This window comes from Shewanella sp. 0m-6 (genome assembly GCF_052977325.1).
The window spans coordinates 148,976-171,163 of sequence record NZ_JBRIMD010000006.1 but is presented as its reverse complement, the minus strand read 5'-3'; the positions used below and the strand labels follow the sequence as shown (position 1 = coordinate 171,163).

15 protein-coding genes are annotated in these 22,188 nt (G+C 44.4%); 13 read left to right on the top strand and 2 right to left on the bottom strand.

All coding sequences use genetic code 11. From position 1 onward, the window contains the following. The first annotated feature begins 280 nt into the window (after positions 1–280). The 6 genes from ACVBJC_RS06925 (at position 281) to ACVBJC_RS06900 (ending at position 9,776) form a co-directional block, all read left to right on the top strand. A complete protein-coding gene (locus ACVBJC_RS06925; RefSeq protein WP_447160143.1) occupies positions 281–1,816 on the top strand; it encodes a M17 family metallopeptidase in 1,536 nt (511 codons plus the stop codon). A gap of 1,748 nt (positions 1,817–3,564) precedes the next feature. After that, complete coding sequence (locus ACVBJC_RS06920) at positions 3,565–4,542, top strand: transposase (protein ID WP_447160142.1); 978 nt, start codon at positions 3,565–3,567, stop codon at positions 4,540–4,542. A 380-nt stretch (positions 4,543–4,922) separates the two neighbouring features. Beyond that, positions 4,923–5,144 carry a hypothetical protein gene (locus ACVBJC_RS06915; protein ID WP_447160141.1) on the top strand — a complete coding sequence of 74 codons (222 nt, stop codon included), beginning with the start codon at positions 4,923–4,925 and terminating at the stop codon, positions 5,142–5,144. A gap of 715 nt (positions 5,145–5,859) precedes the next feature. Continuing rightward, positions 5,860–7,149: an NCS2 family permease gene (locus ACVBJC_RS06910; protein ID WP_447160140.1), complete on the top strand. Its 1,290-nt coding sequence runs from the start codon at positions 5,860–5,862 to the stop codon at positions 7,147–7,149. 243 nt (positions 7,150–7,392) lie between these two features. After that, positions 7,393–8,511, top strand: a complete 1,119-nt coding sequence (gene proB, locus ACVBJC_RS06905) for a glutamate 5-kinase (RefSeq protein ID WP_447160139.1) — start codon at positions 7,393–7,395, stop codon at positions 8,509–8,511. Then, positions 8,508–9,776, top strand: coding sequence for a glutamate-5-semialdehyde dehydrogenase (locus tag ACVBJC_RS06900; protein ID WP_447160138.1), 1,269 nt, complete (start codon positions 8,508–8,510; stop codon positions 9,774–9,776). Before proB ends, ACVBJC_RS06900 begins: the two co-directional genes overlap by 4 nt. Positions 9,777–9,846: 70 nt before the next feature. Here the strand turns inward: ACVBJC_RS06900 and ACVBJC_RS06895 are convergent, their stop codons facing one another. Continuing rightward, the gene (locus ACVBJC_RS06895) at positions 9,847–10,194 is read right to left on the bottom strand and encodes a hypothetical protein (RefSeq protein WP_447160137.1); all 348 of its coding nucleotides are present in this window, start codon (positions 10,192–10,194) and stop codon (positions 9,847–9,849) included. Between the two features lie 453 nt (positions 10,195–10,647). Then, positions 10,648–11,562 (bottom strand): DMT family transporter, encoded by a 915-nt coding sequence (locus ACVBJC_RS06890; RefSeq protein WP_447160136.1) that lies wholly within the window; start codon positions 11,560–11,562, stop codon positions 10,648–10,650. Positions 11,563–11,868: 306 nt separating this feature from the next. Here ACVBJC_RS06890 and dnaK point away from each other — a divergent pair, with 306 nt between their 5' ends. The 7 genes from dnaK (at position 11,869) to carB (ending at position 22,120) form a co-directional block, all read left to right on the top strand. Next, complete coding sequence (gene dnaK, locus ACVBJC_RS06885; protein WP_447160135.1) at positions 11,869–13,785, top strand: molecular chaperone DnaK; 1,917 nt, start codon at positions 11,869–11,871, stop codon at positions 13,783–13,785. Between the two features lie 90 nt (positions 13,786–13,875). After that, a complete protein-coding gene (gene dnaJ / locus ACVBJC_RS06880) occupies positions 13,876–15,009 on the top strand; it encodes a molecular chaperone DnaJ (protein WP_447160134.1) in 1,134 nt (377 codons plus the stop codon). Between the two features lie 135 nt (positions 15,010–15,144). Continuing rightward, positions 15,145–15,945 carry a M48 family metallopeptidase gene (locus tag ACVBJC_RS06875; protein ID WP_447160133.1) on the top strand — a complete coding sequence of 267 codons (801 nt, stop codon included), beginning with the start codon at positions 15,145–15,147 and terminating at the stop codon, positions 15,943–15,945. An 83-nt stretch (positions 15,946–16,028) separates the two neighbouring features. After that, positions 16,029–16,646 carry an FKBP-type peptidyl-prolyl cis-trans isomerase gene (locus tag ACVBJC_RS06870; RefSeq protein ID WP_447160132.1) on the top strand — a complete coding sequence of 206 codons (618 nt, stop codon included), beginning with the start codon at positions 16,029–16,031 and terminating at the stop codon, positions 16,644–16,646. Between the two features lie 62 nt (positions 16,647–16,708). Then, the gene (dapB, locus tag ACVBJC_RS06865) at positions 16,709–17,524 is read left to right on the top strand and encodes a 4-hydroxy-tetrahydrodipicolinate reductase (RefSeq protein WP_447160131.1); all 816 of its coding nucleotides are present in this window, start codon (positions 16,709–16,711) and stop codon (positions 17,522–17,524) included. A gap of 173 nt (positions 17,525–17,697) precedes the next feature. Further along, a complete protein-coding gene (gene carA / locus ACVBJC_RS06860; RefSeq protein ID WP_447160130.1) occupies positions 17,698–18,870 on the top strand; it encodes a glutamine-hydrolyzing carbamoyl-phosphate synthase small subunit in 1,173 nt (390 codons plus the stop codon). A gap of 28 nt (positions 18,871–18,898) precedes the next feature. Continuing rightward, positions 18,899–22,120 carry a carbamoyl-phosphate synthase large subunit gene (gene carB, locus ACVBJC_RS06855; RefSeq protein ID WP_447160129.1) on the top strand — a complete coding sequence of 1,074 codons (3,222 nt, stop codon included), beginning with the start codon at positions 18,899–18,901 and terminating at the stop codon, positions 22,118–22,120. Positions 22,121–22,188 lie beyond the last annotated feature (68 nt).

The window sequence follows — 22,188 nt, the reverse complement described above, 5'->3', positions numbered from 1 at the left end:
CCAAGTGCTATTAAGTCGTCGATTTTATTTAAATCGATAGCGCGCTGGTGCGGGTGTGGCGGAAAATGCACACAGTCTAGCATAGTCTTTGGGCGCCGCGGAGTCGTTTGCAATGGCTTTAAATCTTACGTGGCAGGCAAAGTTTCCATAATCATTTTCATGCACATTAAAGTCGTTGGTAATCTAAGCACAATAGAGGAATAATGCCTGAGCAAATGAGTCGTTTTGCCAAATGGGTTATGAGGCAAAATGGCAATATAAAATATAATAAGGAAGGGTTATGGGGTCAGTTAAGTTTATTGATGTAGTTGAACAAGATGCTATTTTTGAAGGTCATGGTTGGGATGCGCTGGTGGTGGTTACACCGGACTTGGACTCGATACAATTTGAAGAGATATCCTTGCTGGCTAATCATGGCCAGAAGGTGGATAAGCGAGTTGGCAAATCAGCCACTCTGCTTTTTGCGCCAGGCATGGCGGGTGGACGTCTTATTGTTGCACCGGTTACAAAGGCTGATGATGACTATCAAGATGTGCGGGTGTTTGCTGATGCAGCAAGGCAAGGGATCAAGCTTGCTAAAGAGGCGGGGGCAAGACGACCGCTGTTACTCGTTAATGGCTTAGCTGAGCATCGTTATCAACATGCCGAGCAGGTTGCAGCGCTCGCTTGTGGGCAGGAACTTTGGCAAGCACTAGAGCTTAGAGAAGCCGGTGGAGCCGATGAGCCGTTAGAGGCAATTGGCTTATTAGGCAGCGAACACACAGGTGAAATGTTAACGGCGATTGAGGCTGGTCGTAGCCTGGCTCGTGACTTATGTGGTACAGAGCCTGAGCGTATGTCAGCGCCAGCCTTTGCGGATTATTGTCTAGATGCGTTAAACGATCTTGGGCTGGCAATCAGCGTGGTTGAAGACCGAGATATTCTTGAGCGAGACTACCCGCTATTAAGTGCCGTTGGTCGCTCTTCGTTTGCCGTACTAAGGCATCAGCCTCGCGTAGTTAAGCTTGAATATGTTGGTGAAGGCCCAATTGAGCGTAGCTATTTCTTCGCTGGAAAAGGTGTGGTTTATGATACTGGTGGAGCAGACTTAAAAATTGCTGGTGGTATGGCTGGCATGAGTCGCGATAAAGGTGGTGCGGCAGCAGTAGCTGGACTAATGAAAACTATTGGTATGCTAAAACCTAAAGGTATACGCATCGTTGCTGAGCTGGGGCTCGTTAGAAATAGCATAGGTAGTGAGGCGTTTGTTACCGATGAAATTATCACCAGCCACGCAGGCAAGCGGGTGCGTATTGGTAATACCGACGCAGAAGGGCGTTTGGTGTTAGCCGATCTATTATCACATTTACGTTTAAAAGCCGTGAATGCCGTCAAGCCACAAATGTTTTCAGTGGCCACATTGACCGGCCATGTGGTTCGCTGTTTCGGCGGATATACCGCAGCGGTGGAAAACAGTGTTGCCAAGCAGGCTAATGTCGCATCTGTTATGCAGCAACAGGCCGCACTTTGGGGGGAGCCTATCGAGGTATCTCAGTTACGCCGTGATGACTTTAGTAAAATTGTCGACCCGTCGGCAGCCGCAGACATGTTGTCGTCTAACAACGCGCCATCTTCTGTCACCGCGCGTGGCCATCAGTATCCAGCAGCATTTTTGATTGAAGCTTCTGGATTGAGTGGTCATGGTTTAAATGCGGCTCTGCCGATTGCTTACACACATTTAGATATTGCCGGTAGTGCAACGGAAGGTCATCCACAATATGGATCACCAACCGCCACACCATTAGTTGGATTGTTTAAATACATAACGGAAAGTTAAACCGAGCAAGATTGCTCTCAAGCAACAACCTCTAACTGTCTAGCGCTTAACTGCGCTTGATAGTTTGCTTAAAGCTGGCGCTCAAGTGCCAGCTTTTTTATTTTAGGCCTGAAATAAGCACAAATTGAGCTACCTCTATTTAGCCCCGCTCGATTTAGCTCCCTTAATTTCAGATCTTTTCGTTCAGCCTCTGCGATAGCTGTAGATAAAGGTACAAAATGACTCAAATAGAGCAGAGTTACAGTTAGGTTTTGTAATAAAATAACGTAAAGTGGCTTTTTTACGCTTATTTAATAAAAAAGCTTGTAATAAAACTACAAATACCTATAATTGCTTTCGTCGGATAAGCAATGGTGCTTAACGACACTTAGTCTATCCAGGATGGATAATTCTCCAAGGAATCGAGCGACAAGTTGACTCTACAAGCCAGCGAACGGCTTTTACGAAAGTAGAGCATTAGGAATTCAACTTTGTTTGGAGTATTAATTATGTATTTTAGTAACACTATTTATTCGCAAAGCTTTTGGTTAAACACTGAGAGTATGCGTGGCGGTTTATACGCCATGACTTTTAAGGGCTAACCCTCCTTATATAAAGTCGCATCAGTTTCCATCAACCTTTATTGTATCTTTTAGATACTTATAGACCAAGTCGCAGATAGCCCGAGTTAGTATACTTCCGCTGTTTGCCATTGATTATCGCTAGCGCGCTAACCAATTTCCACTAGGAACACTTGAAATGTCTTGCCCGCTCATTGAGCGGGCTTTTTTTTAGCTTAAACTTGCACTTTTACCTGCTAAGCGCTTAAATCTTGTTCGATAGTTGTAGTATTTTTGATCGCGAAAGATAGCGGGTTGTGAAGCTTCACATTATACACGGGTGTTTTGTGATATGTGTCACTACACTGTGTCGTAAAATTACCGCTGTGACAGTTTTTGAGCATTATTTACAATAAATACTTGTAATAAAATTACGCGGGCTTATAATTGCTCTCACTGGTTAAGCAGAGCTTTCCAGTTTGTAAGTCTATCCAGGACGGATCATTCTCCAAGGAATCGAGCGACAAGTTGACTCATTAAATTAGTTTGGCTCAACCCCATTGGCTAATTTAATTTGAGATGATATTAACAACTTTGTTAGGAGTACTGACTATGCCTTATACAGGGCAAACTACGATTTACTGGCAAAACACTTGGTTTAATTCAAATGTTTTGCGTGGCGGTTTATACGCCATGACTTTTAAGGGCTAACCCTCCTTAAAAGTAGTTCCATCATCCATCATCCATCAACCTTATAACACCCTTTGGGTGTGTTTAGACCTCAAGTTGTATATTGACACAGTTGATATGCCATTGATTAACGCTGGCGCGCTAACCGATTTCCTTATGGAACACTTGAAACATGTCTTACCAGCTCTTTGAGCTGGTTTTTTTTGCCTAAATTTTAATGGATGCTAAAGGCTGGTGGGCGTCAATACCGATATTGCAATGAATTAACGCCAGCAACATTATGCCGATTTCCTTATAGCGCTTTGTTAGAGATAGTTGAAACATGTTTTGCCAGCTCTTTGAGCTGTTTTTCTGCTTTGGATTTAGAACTCTCATTTTATAAGCATTGCCAACACTGCAGTGGTGTTTAGTTTGGCCGCAAAAAAGTCGAGTAATGATTCAAGCTTTGACACCCAATATAAATGGCAAGTTCTACTTCCTCTGACTAAACTTTAGTGAATGCTGAAGTAGGAGGTTGGTATGCCGCGGGCAAGAAGTACCTTAATTAGCCTTGAAGATACGCCGTATTATCACTGTTGTAGCCGTGTAGTTCGACGCGCCTATTTGTGTGGTGATGATAAATACACAGGCAAGAACTATGACCATCGCCGTGGTTGGGTAGAGTCGCAAATTCTGAAGTTAACAGAGGTGTTTGCGATTGATGTCGCAGCCTATGCAGTGATGAGTAACCACCTACATGTCGTACTCTATATTGACTTAGAAACGGTGAATACCTGGACGGATAGGGATGTTGTTGAACAATGGCATAAGCTGTTTAACGGTACAGACTTAACTCAAAAGTTTGTTAAAGGTGATGTGATTGAAGCATGCATGGTCGCAGTATTAAAAAAACTCATTGCGACTTATCGTTCACGCTTAAGTGATATCAGTTGGTTTATGCGTTGCCTTAATGAACCGATAGCAAGGCAAGCAAATTATGAAGACAACTGTACTGGGCATTTTTGGGAAGGACGCTTTAAGTCACAAGCATTACTTGATGAAGCCGCAGTACTTGCCTGTATGGCCTATGTTGAGCTTAATCCTATACGCGCCAAGGTGGTTAAAACACCTGAACAATCAGACTATACCAGCTTGCAACTAAGAGTGAAGGCTGCATTAAAGGGCAAGCAGCCTGCCAAGTTACTGCCCTTTCTTGGTAATGAAAAAAAGTATCAACCGAAAGGCATTAACTTCTCGTTTGAAGATTACCTAACGCTTGTTGATGAAACGGGTCGAATCATTAGGGATGACAAGCGAGGAGCCATTTCTGCTAATGCAGAAAAGATTCTGAATACACTCAATATTGCTAGTGAGAACTGGGTCAAGCTTGCTACAGATTTTGGTAAGTTGTTCCATGGGCCGGTTGGTTCGTTACAGGAGTTAACTGACTACTGTGAACACCTAGAAAAGCGACGACGACATTTCGCGCGCAGCTGCGAGTTCCTCCAGGCAGGTTAAGCATTCACACAATCTTCTTATTTAGTTTATAGAATCATTCTATGAGCTAACTCTCTTTGTTTAAAATCCATTACTTTTCAGCAAAAGCATCGCTAATTGATACTGTCTTATCTTTAATCGCCAATCTGGAAATATGACTTGATAGTTTTATGTGGCTTGGAATCTCAATCTGGCAAGTTGGGGCTATCTTGTTGATTTAACATGGGTGGCTTGAATTAAACTACTAGTCAGAAAATGATACGTGCGATCAAAACTTTGAGAAAACAGAGCGTTTACTCGATGGATTTAATGCATTTGTATCCACGCTAGCCAACATAACGCCATACCCTTTTTCTAGAGAGATATATGGTATTTCTTCAAAGCGTGGTAATAAGTTCCAAGTGTCAATTTCAATGATACTAGCTGGTATTTATAAAAAGTTAGTGGAGTCCGGCTTTGACTTTGGGCTATTAGAAAATGCTACTAACTTAGAAACTTTCTCAATAGAGATTACCAGAATATTAAATCAATCTCATTTAGAAGACCCAGAGTATAAAGCTTCTACTACCAACCCTGTAGAAATTGAGAAAACCGTCGAGTCATTTGAGCTAAAGTTGGTATAAAAAGCATTTAAGAGTGATTCCCATAAAAGATAGGACAACCTTAACTTCCAATGTCAAAGCTTGTGCTTTTCTAACTCGGTGTAGATACGGCCGTGACCGTCCATGACATAGACGTCATGGCCGAGCTTCCAGGGATGGACTTGCTGCGTGTCACGGCAGTGTCTGCATATGCGCTGGCCGCAGGCCATTGGAACCACTTTAGCTGATTGTCATGCTTGGCCTAAAAATAACATTATGGCTATGCTATACAATCTCTCGGGTGCGGGCGAAGCGCCGCGACTTTAGTTGTTCGACGCAATCTAACTTGAAATCCTTCAGTGATTTGGAAGTTCACGATCTTTTATCAAACGAAGTTTGATTGCTTTAATTTTTAGACGAAGTCTAACGTTAATCGCTGACATGCCAATTGTTATCAACAACAAAACAATCAGATCACTGAAGCAGGCTAAAACTGAACTGAGTAGCCTCCCGAATTGCCAAACTCAAAAATAAACATGCGTTTTAAATATCTAGCCTCTGGCCTAAAGCCTCCGTATAATCGCTTCGAAATGTACAAGTTGGACAGTTATTGTACACCTCTATATGCGTGCTTTATCAACCTAGACTCCCTGTAAATAAAACTATTATTGTTTCATAAAAAGAAAAGTCATACTTAAGTGCTCTCAATGAGTACACCCTACAAATCAATATAATAAAAAATAAGGGACTCAGCTCCATGCTAGAGAAAATATTCAAATTAAAACAAAACCAAACTTCGTTAAAACAAGAAGTCGTTGCGGGCCTAACAACATTTTTGACCATGGCCTACATTATTTTCGTTAATCCTATGATGCTCGCTGATGCCGGTATGGATCATGGCGCCGTATTCGTTGCGACCTGTTTAGCTGCCGCCATTGGTTGCTTTATCATGGGTTTCGTTGCCAACTATCCCATTGCGCTGGCACCAGGTATGGGATTAAACGCTTTTTTTACCTATACGGTTGTTGGCGAGATGGGCTATTCGTGGGAAACCGCGCTGGGTGCGGTTTTCCTATCGGGGATCTGCTTCTTAGTGCTGTCTTTAGTGCGGATCCGTGAATGGATAGTCAATAGCATCCCTATGTCTTTGCGTTTTGGTATTGCAGCGGGTATCGGCCTATTTTTAGCGCTTATCGGGCTGAAAAGTGCGGGGATTGTGGTTGCGAGTCCTGCAACCTTAGTCACCATGGGAGATGTGACTGCATTTCCTGCCGTTATGGCGGTACTGGGTTTTTTCTTGATTATTGCCATGGTGCACCGAGGTATGAAGTCGGCAGTTATTGTTAGTATTCTTGCCGTTACCGCATTAGGGCTATTATTGGGTGATGTGCAGTATCAAGGCGTGGTTGCTATGCCACCTTCAATAGTACCAACTTTTATGAAGATGGACCTATCGAGTGTGCTTGAGATCAGTATGTTGTCGGTGGTGTTTGCCTTTTTGTTTGTCGATCTGTTCGATACGTCCGGCACCTTAGTTGCAGTGGCTCAGCGTGGTGGTTTCTTGGATGATAAAGGACGCCTGCCACGCCTTAATCGTGCATTGACTGCAGATAGCACAGCCACCATCGCCGGTGCCATGCTCGGTACGTCGACCACTACCAGTTATATTGAGAGTACCGCCGGTGTGAGTGCGGGCGGGCGCACAGGGTTAACGGCTATTGTGGTTGGCTTGTTATTTCTCGGCTCGCTGTTTATCTCTCCTTTGGCTGCTATGGTGCCTGCGTATGCGACTGCTGGAACGCTATTTTATGTGGCAATCTTAATGATGTCTGGGCTGGTTCATATTGAGTGGGAAGATATTACCGAGGCAGCGCCAGTCGTTGTGGTGTGTATTTTAATGCCGCTGACATTTTCAATCGCTACAGGCATTGCGATGGGCTTTATCTCATATGCGGTCATTAAGTTGATGAGTGGACGTTATAAGGACTTAAGCGTTGGCGTGGTGATATTAGCAGCTCTATTTATTGCTAAGTTTATTTATGGCTAGCGCTTAATTGACTTAAGCTGCACACACAAAAGCCGCACTCGCTGTGGCTTTTGTGTTTATGGGTATTAGCTCTGACTGTTAAAAAATCTCGCGTTAAATTTCAATATTCTGCTAAATTTCCTGCCATTTTTACGAGAAACCCCTAATTCAGCCTTTTTTTTCAGTTTCTTTGTTGGTGCTTACTACCAATTCAAACCTAGATTGGGTATAAGGTTTTATTCAATGTAATTTTGTTAGCAAATAATGAACTTAAGTGAGATTAGTTACCGCCGCGTAGTGGTTAAATTGGGAACAAGTGTACTGACATCTGGCAGCTTAAAGTTAGATAAAGCACACATGGTTGAATTAGCACGACAGATGGCTTGCTTGATGAAAGCTGGCGTAGAAGTCGTTTTGTGCACCTCGGGAGCAATCGCTGCGGGTAAAGAGCATTTAGGCTACCCCAAACTACCCGATACCATAGCCAGTAAACAGCTGCTCGCTGCGGTAGGGCAAAGCCAACTTATTCTTGCTTGGTCTCAGTTATTCAGTATTTATGGTTTGCATGTCGGCCAGCTATTGCTGACCCGCGCCGACCTGCATGACAGAGAGCGCTACTTAAACGCGAGAGACTCTCTTAATGCACTGCTTAACAATGGCATTATTCCCATTATTAACGAAAATGACGCCGTAGCAACGGCCGAGATTAAAGTGGGCGACAATGATAATTTATCAGCCAGAGCCGCACTGTTATGTGATGCGGACCTATTGATCTTATTGACCGACCAAAAAGGTTTGTTTGATGCTGATCCGCGTAAAAATCCGGATGCAAAGCTGATCACTGAAGTTCAAAATATTGATGATAGTTTACGCATGCTGGCTGGTGGCGCTGTTTCTGGGCTGGGCACTGGTGGCATGGCGACTAAGCTCGAGGCTGCAGACATTGCACGCCGTGCTGGTGTTGAAGTGGTCATCGCGTCAGGACATCATAAAGATGTGATTCAAAACGTGGTCTGCTCAAAACCTGTCGGTACTCATTTTACCGCGCTTGAGCACCCGCTTGAGAGTCGTAAACAGTGGATTCTGGCAGGGCCTAAGGCTCGTGGACAGCTGGTACTTGATAGCGGCGCAATTGGCGCAGTCACCGAGAAAGGCAGAAGCTTGCTCTCTAAAGGGATCATCGAGGTTAACGGTCTTTTTCAGCGCGGTGATACCATAGAGCTTGTTGATACAAAGGGTAAGGTTTACGCCAAAGGCATGAGTCGATACGGCTCACTAGATGTCAGTAAAATTGCTGGTAAGCACTCTGATAGCATCGAAGAGATGCTTGGCTACGATTATGGTGATGCAGTAGTTCACCGCAACGACATGGTGGTGTTATGAATAACGAAGAATATTTAACGGCTTTAGGGCAAAATGCTAAGCAGGCAAGTTATGCATTAGCGACACTTTCTGGCAACCAGAAATCTGCACTGCTTAAGTGCATCGCGCAAAAGCTGACTGCCGCAAAAGCAGACATAGTCAATGCAAACCTGCAAGATGTTGCTGCCGCTAAAGCCAATGGCCTATCTGATGCGATGATCGATCGCTTGTTGCTTGATGAAACCAGACTGATGGGCGTGATTAGCGATATTGATAACGTGATTGGCCTGACCGATCCAGTCGGAAGCGAAATTGATAGCCGCCTTTTAGATAACGGTTTGCGCTTATCACGCAGGCGTGTGCCGCTTGGGGTTATTGGCGTTATTTATGAAGCGCGTCCAAATGTTACCGTCGATATTGCAGTGCTAGCCCTTAAAACCGGTAATGCGGTGATTCTGCGTGGCGGTAAAGAAACGTTAGCGTCGAACAAAGCCCTATGCACTGTGATCCGTAGCGCTATGGTCGAGCACGGTTTATCAGAAGATTGTGTGCAGCTAATTGATAGCCCTGATAGAAGCTTGGTATCTGGATTATTAAAACTCGATAAATATGTCGATATGATAGTGCCGCGCGGTGGTCAAAATTTACAACGTTTATGCGCCGAGCAAGCCACGATTCCGGTGATCTTGGGCGGGATTGGTATTTGTCATATCTATGTCGATGCTGAGGCTAACTTAGAAAAAGCGATTGCAGTTATTGAAAACGCTAAAGTTCAACGACCTACAGTATGTAATGCACTTGATACCGTGCTTATTCATCAAAGCCATGCCAAGCAGTTTATTCCTCAGTTATGCAAGCACCTTGCAAGCCTTGGGGTTAAGTTTTATGGCTGCGACCAGACGCAAGCGATGTTAAACACGCAAGGGATTGAGGTTTGTGCTGCCAACGACGAAAGTTTTGCCACTGAATGGCTATCGTTAACACTCGGGATTAAGGTTGTTGCTGACTTAAGCCAAGCGGTAGAACATATTCGTACGTTCTCAAGCGGACATTCAGAGTCGATTTTGACTGACAATATCCATATAGCCAGTGAGTTTATGAATGCTATCGACTCGGCAGCCGTCTATGTTAATGCTAGCACTCGCTTTACCGATGGTGGCGAATTTGGCCTAGGTGCCGAAGTGGCGGTAAGCACCCAAAAGTTGCATGCTCGTGGACCTATGGGACTAGAAGCACTGACAACCTATAAGTGGTTAGCGTGGGGCGATTATACCATTCGAAGTTAAATTAATTCGCTTCTGTATCAGCATAAAAAAGCCGCATTGAGCGGCTTTTTTATGCTGATATTTTCTTACACTAATGGGTATAAGTGGGTAAAGGTGGGAATACGAGCGGCTCATAAGTGATGACTTGGTGCAGGTATAGCACCAAGTAGACGATTGCCATCACCGAGGTGTAGATCCTAAAGGGGGTGAGAAAACCTCGCATATGGAAAAAATGACGGTATTGGATCTCCCGGGTAAAATAGAGTGATGGCAGCAAGAAAAAGCAATACAAAAATGCGAAGTACCAAGTGTACGAACGCTCTTGTTGTAATTCATGTATTAGCATAGCAATAGCAAATGCCATTGAGCTCAGCCTGATAAACTTAACGACTTTAGCTTGCCTAAAAAACTTTAATGCATCCATATATTTGTAATACATAACTAATTTCCGTATTGTTACGCAGTTGTTACACTTATACCTAAGCTTGAACTTATTTACAATTGGCCATAGAAAAAAAGTCCATAAGTTGTAGATGAATAACATTAAATGGGTAAAAGAATGATTGTTAGCTGTGTTGACCTGCTACTAACTCTTCGTGTTTAGCCCCATTTTGTTCAGTTCTATTTTTAGTTCAGCTTTAGTTTGGCCCGATTCTGTTTAGTCTAATTTTATTTAGACCGAATCTATTTTATCTCGAATTTAGTTTAGTCCAATGTACATTAAACAGATGAAAAAACCGACTCAAGGTCGGCTTTGTTTTGAAACCATAGTGCTAAGCATTGCTTTAAAGCCATGATATTAGATCCATGGTGTTAGAACGGGGAGGAAGGACTAGTGCAGCCCTCCCTTGATTGGCGTTAGTCTTTCATGCCTAGATATTATGCCTAGATGTTATACAGGGATACGCTTTTTTGCGCGCCACTGACCGACTTTAGGCAATATTTGCTGTAATGCCAGCGCGAATATAATCAAACCTAAGCCTATGTATGTCGATTTTTCAATGCTCTCTTGTAAAATCCAAGCGATAAAGCCTATCGACATCACTGGCGTAATAAATACTAGCGTGCTGATACTCGCAGTGCGCTCTGCTTTCTTTAAGGCGATTAACCAAAGCACAAAAGTAACGCCCATTTCAAACAGCCCAACATATACGCCAGCGAATATGGCTTTTATGTCCCAAGTGGGTAATGACTGAGTCAATAACAGCGCCACCACAATAAAAGGCAGCCCGACCAAAAAGCTTAATAATAGGCTAACAACGGGATCGCCCTTATCTTTAGTATTCACTATCCAGTAAAGCGACCAAAGCAGGGTACTGGTTAACGCAAGCACTACACCAGTCATGCTTTCAAAGTGAACGTTGGTGATATTACCTTTTGTCGCAATAAAGAATACACCGCAGTACGCTACCAGTGCGGCCGTAATGTCACTCTTTCTTAATTTTTGCCCCAGTAATGGCACTGATAATAAAGGTAACAAAATCGCCCAAGTGTAATTTAAGGACAATGCTTGCTGAGCAGGTAAAAGATCATAGGCTTTGAACAGGACTAGATAATACAGAAACGGGTTGAGCAGGCCTGTTTGCAAATAAAACCAAGGTCGTCCCCAAAATTGCTGCTTAATGAGTGACAGCTTTTTTTGGGCGATTAATATCGCACCTAAAGCAAAGATAGATGTAGTCACGGCAATAAACACCAATTGTAAGGGTGTAAAGTGCGCCAAAGCTAACTTAAACGCCGTTGCGACAGTGGACCACAAGAAAATGGCGCCAATGCCAAATACGTATGCTTGATGGGATGATTTCAATGTTTACTACTCTATACAACAAGATGATGACAAAGCGCATAATCCAGTTTTAGCTCTGATATCGTGCGCCATCTTTAAGATTGTATTCATTATACGTTTTACCGTTTTTTTAACCGCGTCCTAGATCAAATTAATGCACTCTTAAGATAAAATTTAAATTTATCCCTTGTATTCATTCTAAACGTCCCAATATAGGGTTTATGAGAAGATTTAGGGTGATAAAAAAGACTTGAAAAGTATTAAGTCTGTCCCCACTTCATAAACCAGATAACAAATTTAGTTTTTAAAAGTTTTTCGGAGGACTCCATGGGTAGAATTATTGGTATCGATTTAGGCACAACTAACTCTTGTGTTGCAGTATTAGATGGCGGCAAAGCACGCGTATTGGAGAATGCTGAAGGCGATCGTACGACACCCTCAATCATCGCATACACTGCTGATGAAACATTAGTTGGCCAGTCTGCAAAGCGTCAGGCTGTAACAAACCCAACGAACACAGTATTTGCTATTAAGCGTCTAATTGGCCGTCGTTTTAAAGATGACGAAGTTCAGCGTGACGTTGACATCATGCCATTCAAAATCATCAGCGCTGACAATGGCGATGCATGGGTTGAAGCACAAGGCAAGAAAATGGCTCCACCACAAATCTCTGCTGAAATCTTGAAGAAGATGAAGAAAACGGCAGAAGATTTCTTAGGTGAAGAAGTGACTGAAGCGGTTATTACCGTTCCTGCTTACTTTAACGATTCACAACGTCAAGCAACTAAAGATGCGGGTCGCATCGCAGGTCTTGAAGTTAAGCGTATCATCAACGAGCCAACAGCGGCGGCACTTGCTTACGGTATCGATAAGAAGCAAGGCGACAATATCGTTGCTGTATACGATTTAGGTGGTGGTACATTTGATATCTCTATCATCGAAATCGACAGTGTTGATGGCGAGCAAACGTTCGAAGTACTTGCAACTAACGGTGACACTCACTTAGGTGGTGAAGACTTTGATAACCGTATGATTAAGTATCTTGCTGACGAGTTCAAAAAAGAGCAAGGTCTTGACCTACGTAACGATCCACTAGCGATGCAGCGTCTAAAAGAAGCGGCAGAAAAAGCGAAGATCGAACTATCGAGCACAACACAAACTGAAGTTAACCTGCCTTACATCACAGCTGACGCAACAGGTCCTAAGCACTTAGTGGTTAAAATCACTCGTGCAAAACTTGAGTCACTTGTTGAAGATTTGATTAAACGTTCACTTGAGCCACTAAAAGTTGCACTTGCAGATGCTGACCTTTCAGTTTCTGACATCAACGAAGTGATTCTAGTGGGTGGCCAGACTCGTATGCCTAAAGTGCGTGAAGAAGTTTCTGCATTCTTTGGCAAAGAGCTACGTCAAGATGTTAACCCTGATGAAGCGGTTGCTATCGGTGCAGCGGTTCAAGCGGGTGTACTATCAGGTGAAGTTAAAGACGTACTGCTACTAGACGTTACGCCACTGTCTCTAGGTATTGAGACTATGGGTAGCATCATGACGAAGCTTATCGAGAAGAACACCACTATCCCGACTAAAGCGTCACAAACATTCTCGACTGCTGACGACAACCAAAGTGCTGTGACTATTCACGTACTTCAAGGTGAGCGTAAGCAATCAAGCGGTAACAAGTCTTTAGGTCAATTTAACCTAGAAGGTATTGAGCCTGCACCACGTGGCATGCCACAGGTCGAAGTGACTTTTGACATCGATGCTGACGGTATCTTGCATGTATCTGCTACAGACAAGAAGACTGGCAAAGCACAAAACATCACGATTAAAGCCTCTTCTGGTCTAAGTGATGAGGAAGTGGACGCTATGGTTCGTGACGCTGAAGCACATGCTGATGAAGATGCTAAGTTCGAAGAGCTAGCTACAGCTCGTAACCAGGCTGATGGCATGGTTCACGCAACTAAGAAGCAGATCGAAGAAGCGGGTGAGGCACTACCAGCGGACGAGAAAGAGAAGATTGAAGCTGCAATGGCTAACGTTGACACTGCTGTTAAAGGCAATGACAAAGAAGCGATTGAAAAGTCTACTCAAGAGCTAATGGAAGCGTCTTCTAAATTAATGGAAATCGCTCAAGCTAAGGCTCAAACTGAGCAAGGTCAACCTCAAGGCGAAGCACAAGCTTCTAAGCCTGAAGATGACGTAGTTGACGCTGAGTTTGAAGAAGTTAAAGACGACAAAAAATAATGACGGGTAATTCCTAAATTATTGTAGCGGGCGTTATGAGGAAACTCTAACGCCCGTTTGTGCAACTTTAGCCAAAAAGTATTAAAAACTATGTCAAAGCGCGATTTTTACGAAGTATTAGGTGTCGGACGTGACGCCAGCGAACGCGAAATAAAGAAAGCTTATAAGCGTTTAGCAATGAAATTTCACCCAGACCGCAATCCGGGTAACAAAGAAGCTGAAGCAAGCTTTAAAGAAGTTAAAGAAGCTTACGAAATTCTAACCGACAGCGATAAGAAAGCGGCCTATGACCAGTTTGGTCATGCTGGCGTTGATCCTAATCGTGGTGGCGGCGGTGGTTTTGGCGGCGGCGGTGATTTTGGCGACGTATTTGGTGATGTGTTCGGCGATATCTTCGGCGGCGGACGCCGCGGTGGTCAACGTCAAGCTGCGCGCGGAAGTGACTTACGTTACAACTTAGAGTTGTCTTTAGAAGAGGCGGTTCGCGGCTTAACCAAAGAGCTACGTATTCCAACATTAGCGGCTTGTGATGTGTGTGACGGCAGCGGTGCTAAGAAAGGCTCCTCGCCAACAACTTGTGGTACCTGTCATGGCCAAGGCCAAGTACAGATGCGTCAAGGTTTCTTCGCAGTGCAGCAAGCCTGTCCAACCTGTCATGGCCGTGGCAAAATCATTAAAGATCCTTGTAACAAGTGTCATGGTGAAGGTCGCGTAGAAAAGAGCAAGACCTTATCAGTTAAGATCCCAGCTGGGGTTGATACAGGCGATCGTATTCGTCTTTCTGGCGAAGGTGAAGCGGGCGAGTTTGGTGCACCACCAGGTGACTTATATGTTCAGGTGAGTGTTCGTGAACATGCCATCTTCCAGCGTGATGGCAACAACCTTTATTGTGAAGTGCCTATTTCGTTCAGCAAAGCGGCGTTAGGCGGCGAGATTGAAGTGCCAACACTTGATGGTAAGGTTAATCTTAAGATCCCAACTGAAACCCAAACTGGACGCATGTTCCGTATGCGCGGTAAAGGTGTTAAGTCTGTTCGCAGTCATGCAGTGGGTGACTTGCTATGTAAGGTCGTCATGGAAACACCTGTCAACCTTAATGAGCGTCAAAAAGAGCTACTACGTGAATTTGAAGATACGTTAACGGGTCAATCAAAGAAGCACAGTCCAAAGGCTGATGGTTTCTTCGATGGCGTGAAGAAGTTTTTTCAAGATCTGAATAGCTAAATCTGAGCTCGTTCAGTATATAATTTAAGCCTCGCGAATGCGGGGCTTTTTGTTATATGTGCTGAAGCTATTTGTACTTAGGTTATTTGCACTAAAGCTATATATTATGTTTTACGTGAAGGGAGTTAAGCTTATATGAAAGGAATACTATTACTGCTTAGCGCTGTATTATTGTGTACGGGCTGCGCTACTCATCAATCGCCAACAGGGCGGGGGCAAACCTTGCTGTTTTCATCAGAAGAGATGTCGCAGCTTGGTGATACTTCATTTGCTCAGCTCAAGCAGCAAGAGATAGTTAGCCAAGACAAAGCGATAAACAGCTATGTTAATTGCGTTGCACAGCGTATTACTCAAGCGTTACCCGATCAGAGTTTGCCATGGGAGGTCGTGGTATTTGAGTCAGAGCAAGTCAACGCGTTTGCGCTGCCTGGTGGCCATATAGGGGTTTATACCGGTCTGCTAAACGTGGCGACCAACCCTGACCAGCTTGCCACAGTGATTGGTCATGAGGTGGCTCATGTACTGGCAAACCACAGTAACGAGCAAGTGTCGCGCGCACAGATGACAGGTGCAGGCATGCAACTGGCAGATCTTGCCTTAGGCGCGGGGGGGATTGCGGATAAAGAACTTTATATGGCAGCCCTTGGTTTAGGTGTACAAGTTGGATACATACTCCCCTATGGTCGTGACCAAGAATCAGAAGCCGATATGATAGGTGTCGAATTGATGGCCAAAGCGGGATTTGATCCAGCTCAGAGTGTCGATCTGTGGCGCAATATGTCTAAAGCGGGCGGCGAGCAGGGGCCAGAGCTGCTTTCTACTCATCCATCCCATGGGCAGCGTATTGCACAGTTACAACAAATGCAGGCGAAAGCCCAACCTCTATATAATGCCAGTAACGCGAGTATGAAAAATTCTTGCCAAAGACCAAAATAGCTACGGTTTTTAGGGCAATATCACAGAAATTATGATAAAGTTTCGCGCGAAATTTAAATTGAATCAATGAGAGTACAATCATTATGTCTGATAAGTTCAGTACAATTGAAGAGCAAGCAAGCTACGGTGTTGGTCGTCAACTAGGTGAGCAACTAGCTGCAAACTCGTTTGAAGGTATCGATATTTCTGCTGTTCAATTGGGTCTATCTGACGCATTCGAAGGTAAAGAAAGCCTAGTGTCTATGCAAGATATGCAAGTTGCTTTCACCGAAATCAGCCAGCGTATCCAGAAAGTTCAAGAAGCTGCTGCTGCGGCTGCATCAGAAGTAGGTGAAAAATTCCTTACTGATAATGGTGCTCGTGAAGGTGTTGTGACTTTGGACTCAGGTCTACAGTACGAAATCATTACTGAAGGTAACGGTGATAAGCCTGGTTACGACTCTACAGTACGTACTCACTACCACGGTACTTTCATCTCTGGTGACGTATTCGATAGTTCTGTTGCTCGTGGCGAGCCAGCAGAATTCCCAGTATCTGGCGTTATCGCTGGTTGGACTGAAGCATTGCAACTTATGCCTACAGGTTCTAAGTGGAGACTATTTGTACCACAGCACCTAGCATACGGTGAACGCGGCGCAGGTGCTGCAATCCCGCCATATTCAACTTTGGTATTCGAAGTTGAATTGTTAGACATTATCTAAGTTAGACAATAAGCCTAAGTTAATACTTAGGCTTTTTTTTGACATTTGCAGGGAGTACTGAGATGACTGAACAAGTAAGAGTGGCAATAACAGGCGGCAGTGGCCGTATGGGACGTACTCTTATTGAAGCGGCAAAACAAAATGAAATGATTTTGTTGGGCGCGGCGATTGAACGAGCTGGTTCGACTCTGATGGGCGTCGATGCGGGTGAACTTGCAGGCGTTGGGGCGATGAATGTGGCCATTACCGACTCTCTCGATAAAGCGGTTGATGATTTTGATGTGCTTATCGATTTTACCTCACCTGAAGCCAGTGTTGTGCATACAGACTGGTGTGCAAAGAATGGCAAAGCAATCGTTATAGGCACCACCGGGTTCAATCATGCTCAGAAAGAGCAAATTTCTGCCTACTCTGATCAGATACCGATTGTCATGGCGCCAAATATGGCGGTTGGCGTTAATCTTATGTGGAAACTGCTTGAAGTGGCCGCAGAGGTGATGGGCCAATACAGCGATATCGAGATCATAGAAGCTCACCATAGATATAAGAAAGATGCACCGTCAGGTACCGCGCTGAAGATGGGTGAAGTGATCGCTGAAACCTTAGGCCGTGATCTGGAAAAGTGTGCAGTGTATGGCCGCGAGGGGATTACTGGTGAGCGTGATAGAGAAACCATAGGTTTCGCTACTGTGCGTGCTGGCGATATCGTGGGTGAGCATACCGCATTATTTGCCGATATGGGTGAACGACTAGAGATCACCCATAAAGCATCGAGCCGAATGACCTTTGCAAATGGTGCTATGCGCGCCGCAACCTGGTTAGTCGAGCAAAATGCAGGGCTTTACGATATGCAGCAAGTCTTAGGCTTGAAGGCATAATTATTTAAAACCGCTATTAGCGGTTTTTTTTTGCTTGAAATTTTTTTGATAAAATACTTTCTTCATCTATAGACAGGTTTTGCTTTTACATATAAAATCGGCGGAATTTGTCAAAATTTTGCATTTTAGCGAAAGTTGGTATTTTAAAAACATATAAAAAACAATTAATTTCAATGATTTGGCTCTTTCCGGAGGTCGCGTTGACAAAGTCTGCCTTACTCGTACTTGAAGATGGAACCATTTTTTCTGGCACTGCAATTGGTGCTGAAGGGATGTCTGTTGGTGAAGTCGTTTTTAACACTTCAATGACCGGTTACCAAGAAATTTTGACTGATCCATCATATTCACGTCAAATGGTAACCCTCACTTATCCACATATTGGTAATACTGGTACCAATGATGAAGATACAGAGTCTAGCTCTGTTCATGCATGTGGCCTTATCATTCGAGACTTGCCGCTAATCGCAAGTAACTTTCGTAATCAGCAATCTTTAAGCGATTATTTGATCGCTAACAACGTTGTTGGTATTGCTGATATCGATACTCGTAAATTAACTCGTATCCTACGTGAAAAAGGCGCTCAAGCCGGTTGTATCATGGTGGGTGATTTAGATGAAGCTAAAGCGCTAGCTGCAGCTAAAGCCTTCCCAGGCCTTAAAGGCATGGATTTGGCTAAAGAAGTCACCACAAACGAAACATATTCATGGCGCAGCGGTAGCTGGCGTTTAGTTGGCGGTTTGCCATCTGATACGCCTGAAGCTGAGCTTAAATATAAAGTCGTTGCTTATGATTATGGCGTGAAGCGTAATATTTTACGCATGTTGGTTGACCGTGGCTGTGATGTCACTGTTGTACCAGCTCAAACTCCTGCTGCAGAAGTACTTGCAATGAATCCTGATGGGGTTTTCCTATCAAATGGCCCTGGTGACCCAGAGCCATGTGATTATGCAATTGCTGCGATTCAAGAGATTTTAAAGACTGACATTCCAGTTTTTGGTATCTGTCTTGGTCACCAGCTGCTGGCATTAGCTTCAGGTGCTAAAACACTGAAAATGAAGTTTGGTCATCACGGTGCTAACCACCCTGTGAGCAATATTGAGCAAGGTAATGTGATGATCACCAGCCAAAACCACGGTTTTGCTGCGGATGAAACAAGCTTACCAGCCAATATTAAAGTGACACATAAGTCACTATTTGATGGTTCACTGCAAGGTATACACCTTACAGATAAGCCTGCATTTAGTTTCCAAGGACACCCTGAAGCGAGTCCTGGACCACATGATGCGGCGCCACTGTTTAATCACTTCATTGACTTGATTGATTTGTACCGTCAAAACGCCAAGTAGTAACCTCATCCGGGAGAAGATTTAAGCAATGCCAAAACGTACAGATATAAAGAGTATTCTTATCCTAGGTGCTGGACCAATTGTCATTGGTCAAGCCTGTGAGTTTGACTACTCAGGCGCACAAGCCTGTAAAGCCCTACGCGAAGAAGGTTATCGAGTTATTCTTGTTAACTCTAACCCTGCAACCATTATGACCGATCCTGAGATGGCCGATGCAACATACATCGAGCCAATTCATTGGGAAGTCGTGCGCAACATTATTGCAAAAGAGCGTCCAGATGCGATTTTGCCAACAATGGGCGGCCAGACTGCACTTAACTGTGCACTTGAGCTTGAAAGCCGTGGCGTACTAAAAGAGTTTAATGTTGATATGATTGGCGCGACAGCCGATGCAATCGACAAAGCGGAAGACCGTAGCCGTTTCGACAAAGCAATGAAGTCGATTGGCCTTGAGTGTCCTCGTGCTGGTATCGCTCATACAATGGATGAAGCTCGTGCTGTTCAAGCTGAAGTGGGCTATCCATGTATTATCCGTCCTTCATTTACCATGGGCGGTAGTGGTGGCGGTATCGCTTATAACAAAGAAGAGTTTGAGGATATCTGTTCTCAAGGTCTTGAATTATCACCGACTAGCGAACTCCTTATCGACGAATCTTTGATTGGTTGGAAAGAGTACGAGATGGAAGTAGTTCGTGACCGTAATGATAACTGTATCATTGTCTGTGCGATTGAGAACTTCGATCCTATGGGCGTGCATACGGGTGACTCGATTACGGTTGCGCCAGCGCAGACACTAACCGATAAAGAATACCAGTTGATGCGTAATGCATCTCTTGCTGTATTACGTGAGATTGGTGTTGAAACTGGCGGTTCAAACGTACAGTTTGGTATCAACCCGAAAGATGGCCGTATGGTTATCATCGAGATGAATCCACGTGTATCTCGCTCATCGGCATTAGCATCAAAAGCAACCGGCTTCCCGATTGCTAAGATTGCCGCCAAGCTAGCGGTAGGTTTCACTCTTGATGAGCTAAGCAACGACATTACTGGCGGCGCAACACCAGCATCATTTGAGCCAGCCATCGATTACGTTGTGACTAAAATCCCGCGCTTTAACTTTGAAAAGTTTGCCGGTGCCAATGACCGCCTAACCACACAGATGAAGTCTGTGGGTGAAGTGATGGCGATTGGACGTACATTCCAAGAATCACTGCAAAAAGCCCTTCGTGGCCTTGAAGTGGGCAAAAATGGTTTGTGCCCAGAAATCGACTTGGCAGATCCTGAAGCGCTATCACGTATTCGTCACGAGCTTAAAGAGCCTGGCGCAGAACGTATTTGGTATATTGCCGATGCGTTCCGTATGGGATTGTCGGTAGATGATATCTTCGCACTAACCAATATTGACCCATGGTTCTTGGTACAAATTGAAGACTTGCTTAAGTCTGAAGCGCAAGTTGCTGAAATCGGTCTTGCTGGTCTAAATGAAGATGTTCTACGTAAGCTTAAGCGCAAAGGCTTTGCTGATTCACGTTTAGCAGCACTTGCAGGTGTGAGCGAAACAGAAGTACGTAAGCTACGTACTCGTTTTGAAATTCACCCAGTGTATAAGCGCGTTGATACCTGCGCTGCAGAATTTTCAACCGATACTGCTTACATGTACTCAACGTATGAAGAAGAGTGTGAAGCGAACCCATCAAATCGTGACAAGATCATGATTTTAGGTGGTGGTCCAAACCGCATTGGCCAAGGTATTGAGTTTGATTACTGTTGTGTACATGCGGCATTAGCGCTACGTGAAGACGGGTACGAGACCATCATGGTTAACTGTAACCCTGAAACGGTTTCTACCGATTACGACACGTCAGATCGTTTGTACTTCGAGTCAGTGACATTTGAAGACGTGCTTGAAATCGTACGTATCGAGAAGCCAAAAGGCGTTATCGTGCAGTACGGTGGTCAAACGCCGCTTAAACTTGCTCGCGACCTAGAAGCCGCAGGCGTACCGATTATCGGTACAAGTCCTGATGCGATTGACCGTGCTGAAGACCGTGAGCGTTTCCAGCAAGCAATTCAGCGTTTAGGCATGAAGCAGCCTGAAAACGATACCGTTACAACGGTTGAAGGTGCAGTGATTTCTGGTGAGCGTATCGGTTATCCGTTAGTGGTTCGTCCATCATATGTACTTGGTGGCCGTGCGATGGAAATCGTTTATGACGAGCAAGACTTACGTCGCTACTTTAACGAAGCGGTAAGTGTTTCGAATGCATCTCCTGTGCTATTGGATTGTTTCCTAGATAACGCGATTGAAATCGACATCGATGCAGTATGCGATGGCGAAACCGTTGTTATTGGTTCAATCATGGAGCATATCGAGCAGGCTGGTGTTCACTCTGGTGACTCAGGTTGTTCATTACCTCCATATAGCCTTAGCCAAGAAATCCAAGACCGCATGCGTGAGCAGGTCGGTAAGCTTGCAATGGAACTTGGTGTAATTGGTCTAATGAACGTGCAGTTTGCGGTGAAGGATAACGAGATCTACATGATTGAAGTTAACCCACGTGCTGCGCGAACAGTACCATTCGTATCAAAAGCGACTGGCGTTCCATTAGCTAAGATTGCAGCTCGAGTGATGGCAGGTCAAAGCCTTAAGTCACAGAACTTCACCAAGGAAGTTATTCCGCCATTCTTCTCTGTAAAAGAGGTAGTATTGCCGTTTAACAAATTCCCAGGTGTTGACCCTCTGCTTGGCCCTGAAATGCGCTCAACGGGTGAAGTGATGGGTGTCGGTGACACGTTTGCTGAAGCCTATGCTAAAGCACAGCTTGGTGCGACATCTGAAGTGCCTAAGTCTGGCCGCGCGCTATTGTCTGTTCGTAACAGCGATAAAGCACGTGTAGCAGATTTAGCGGCACAGCTAATCGCACTGGGTTATGAAATCGATGCGACTCACGGCACTGCAGTTATCTTGGGCGAAGCGGGTATTAACCCACGCCTAGTGAACAAGGTACATGAAGGTCGCCCACACATTCTTGACCGTATCAAGAATGGTGAGTACACCTATATTGTCAATACCACAGAAGGTCGTAAGGCGATTGAAGACTCACGTCAACTTCGCCGCGGTGCACTACGTTATAAAGTGAACTACACCACGACTCTGAATGCTGCATTTGCAACTTGTATGGCACACTCGGCGGATGACCGTTCGAACGTGACATCAGTGCAAGAGCTGCATAAGCGTATTACGAAATAAGTTGAGCTAAAACAGAAGGCCGCTTAAAGCGGCCTTTTTTATTGGCTTGACCTTTTGATTGAGCAGGG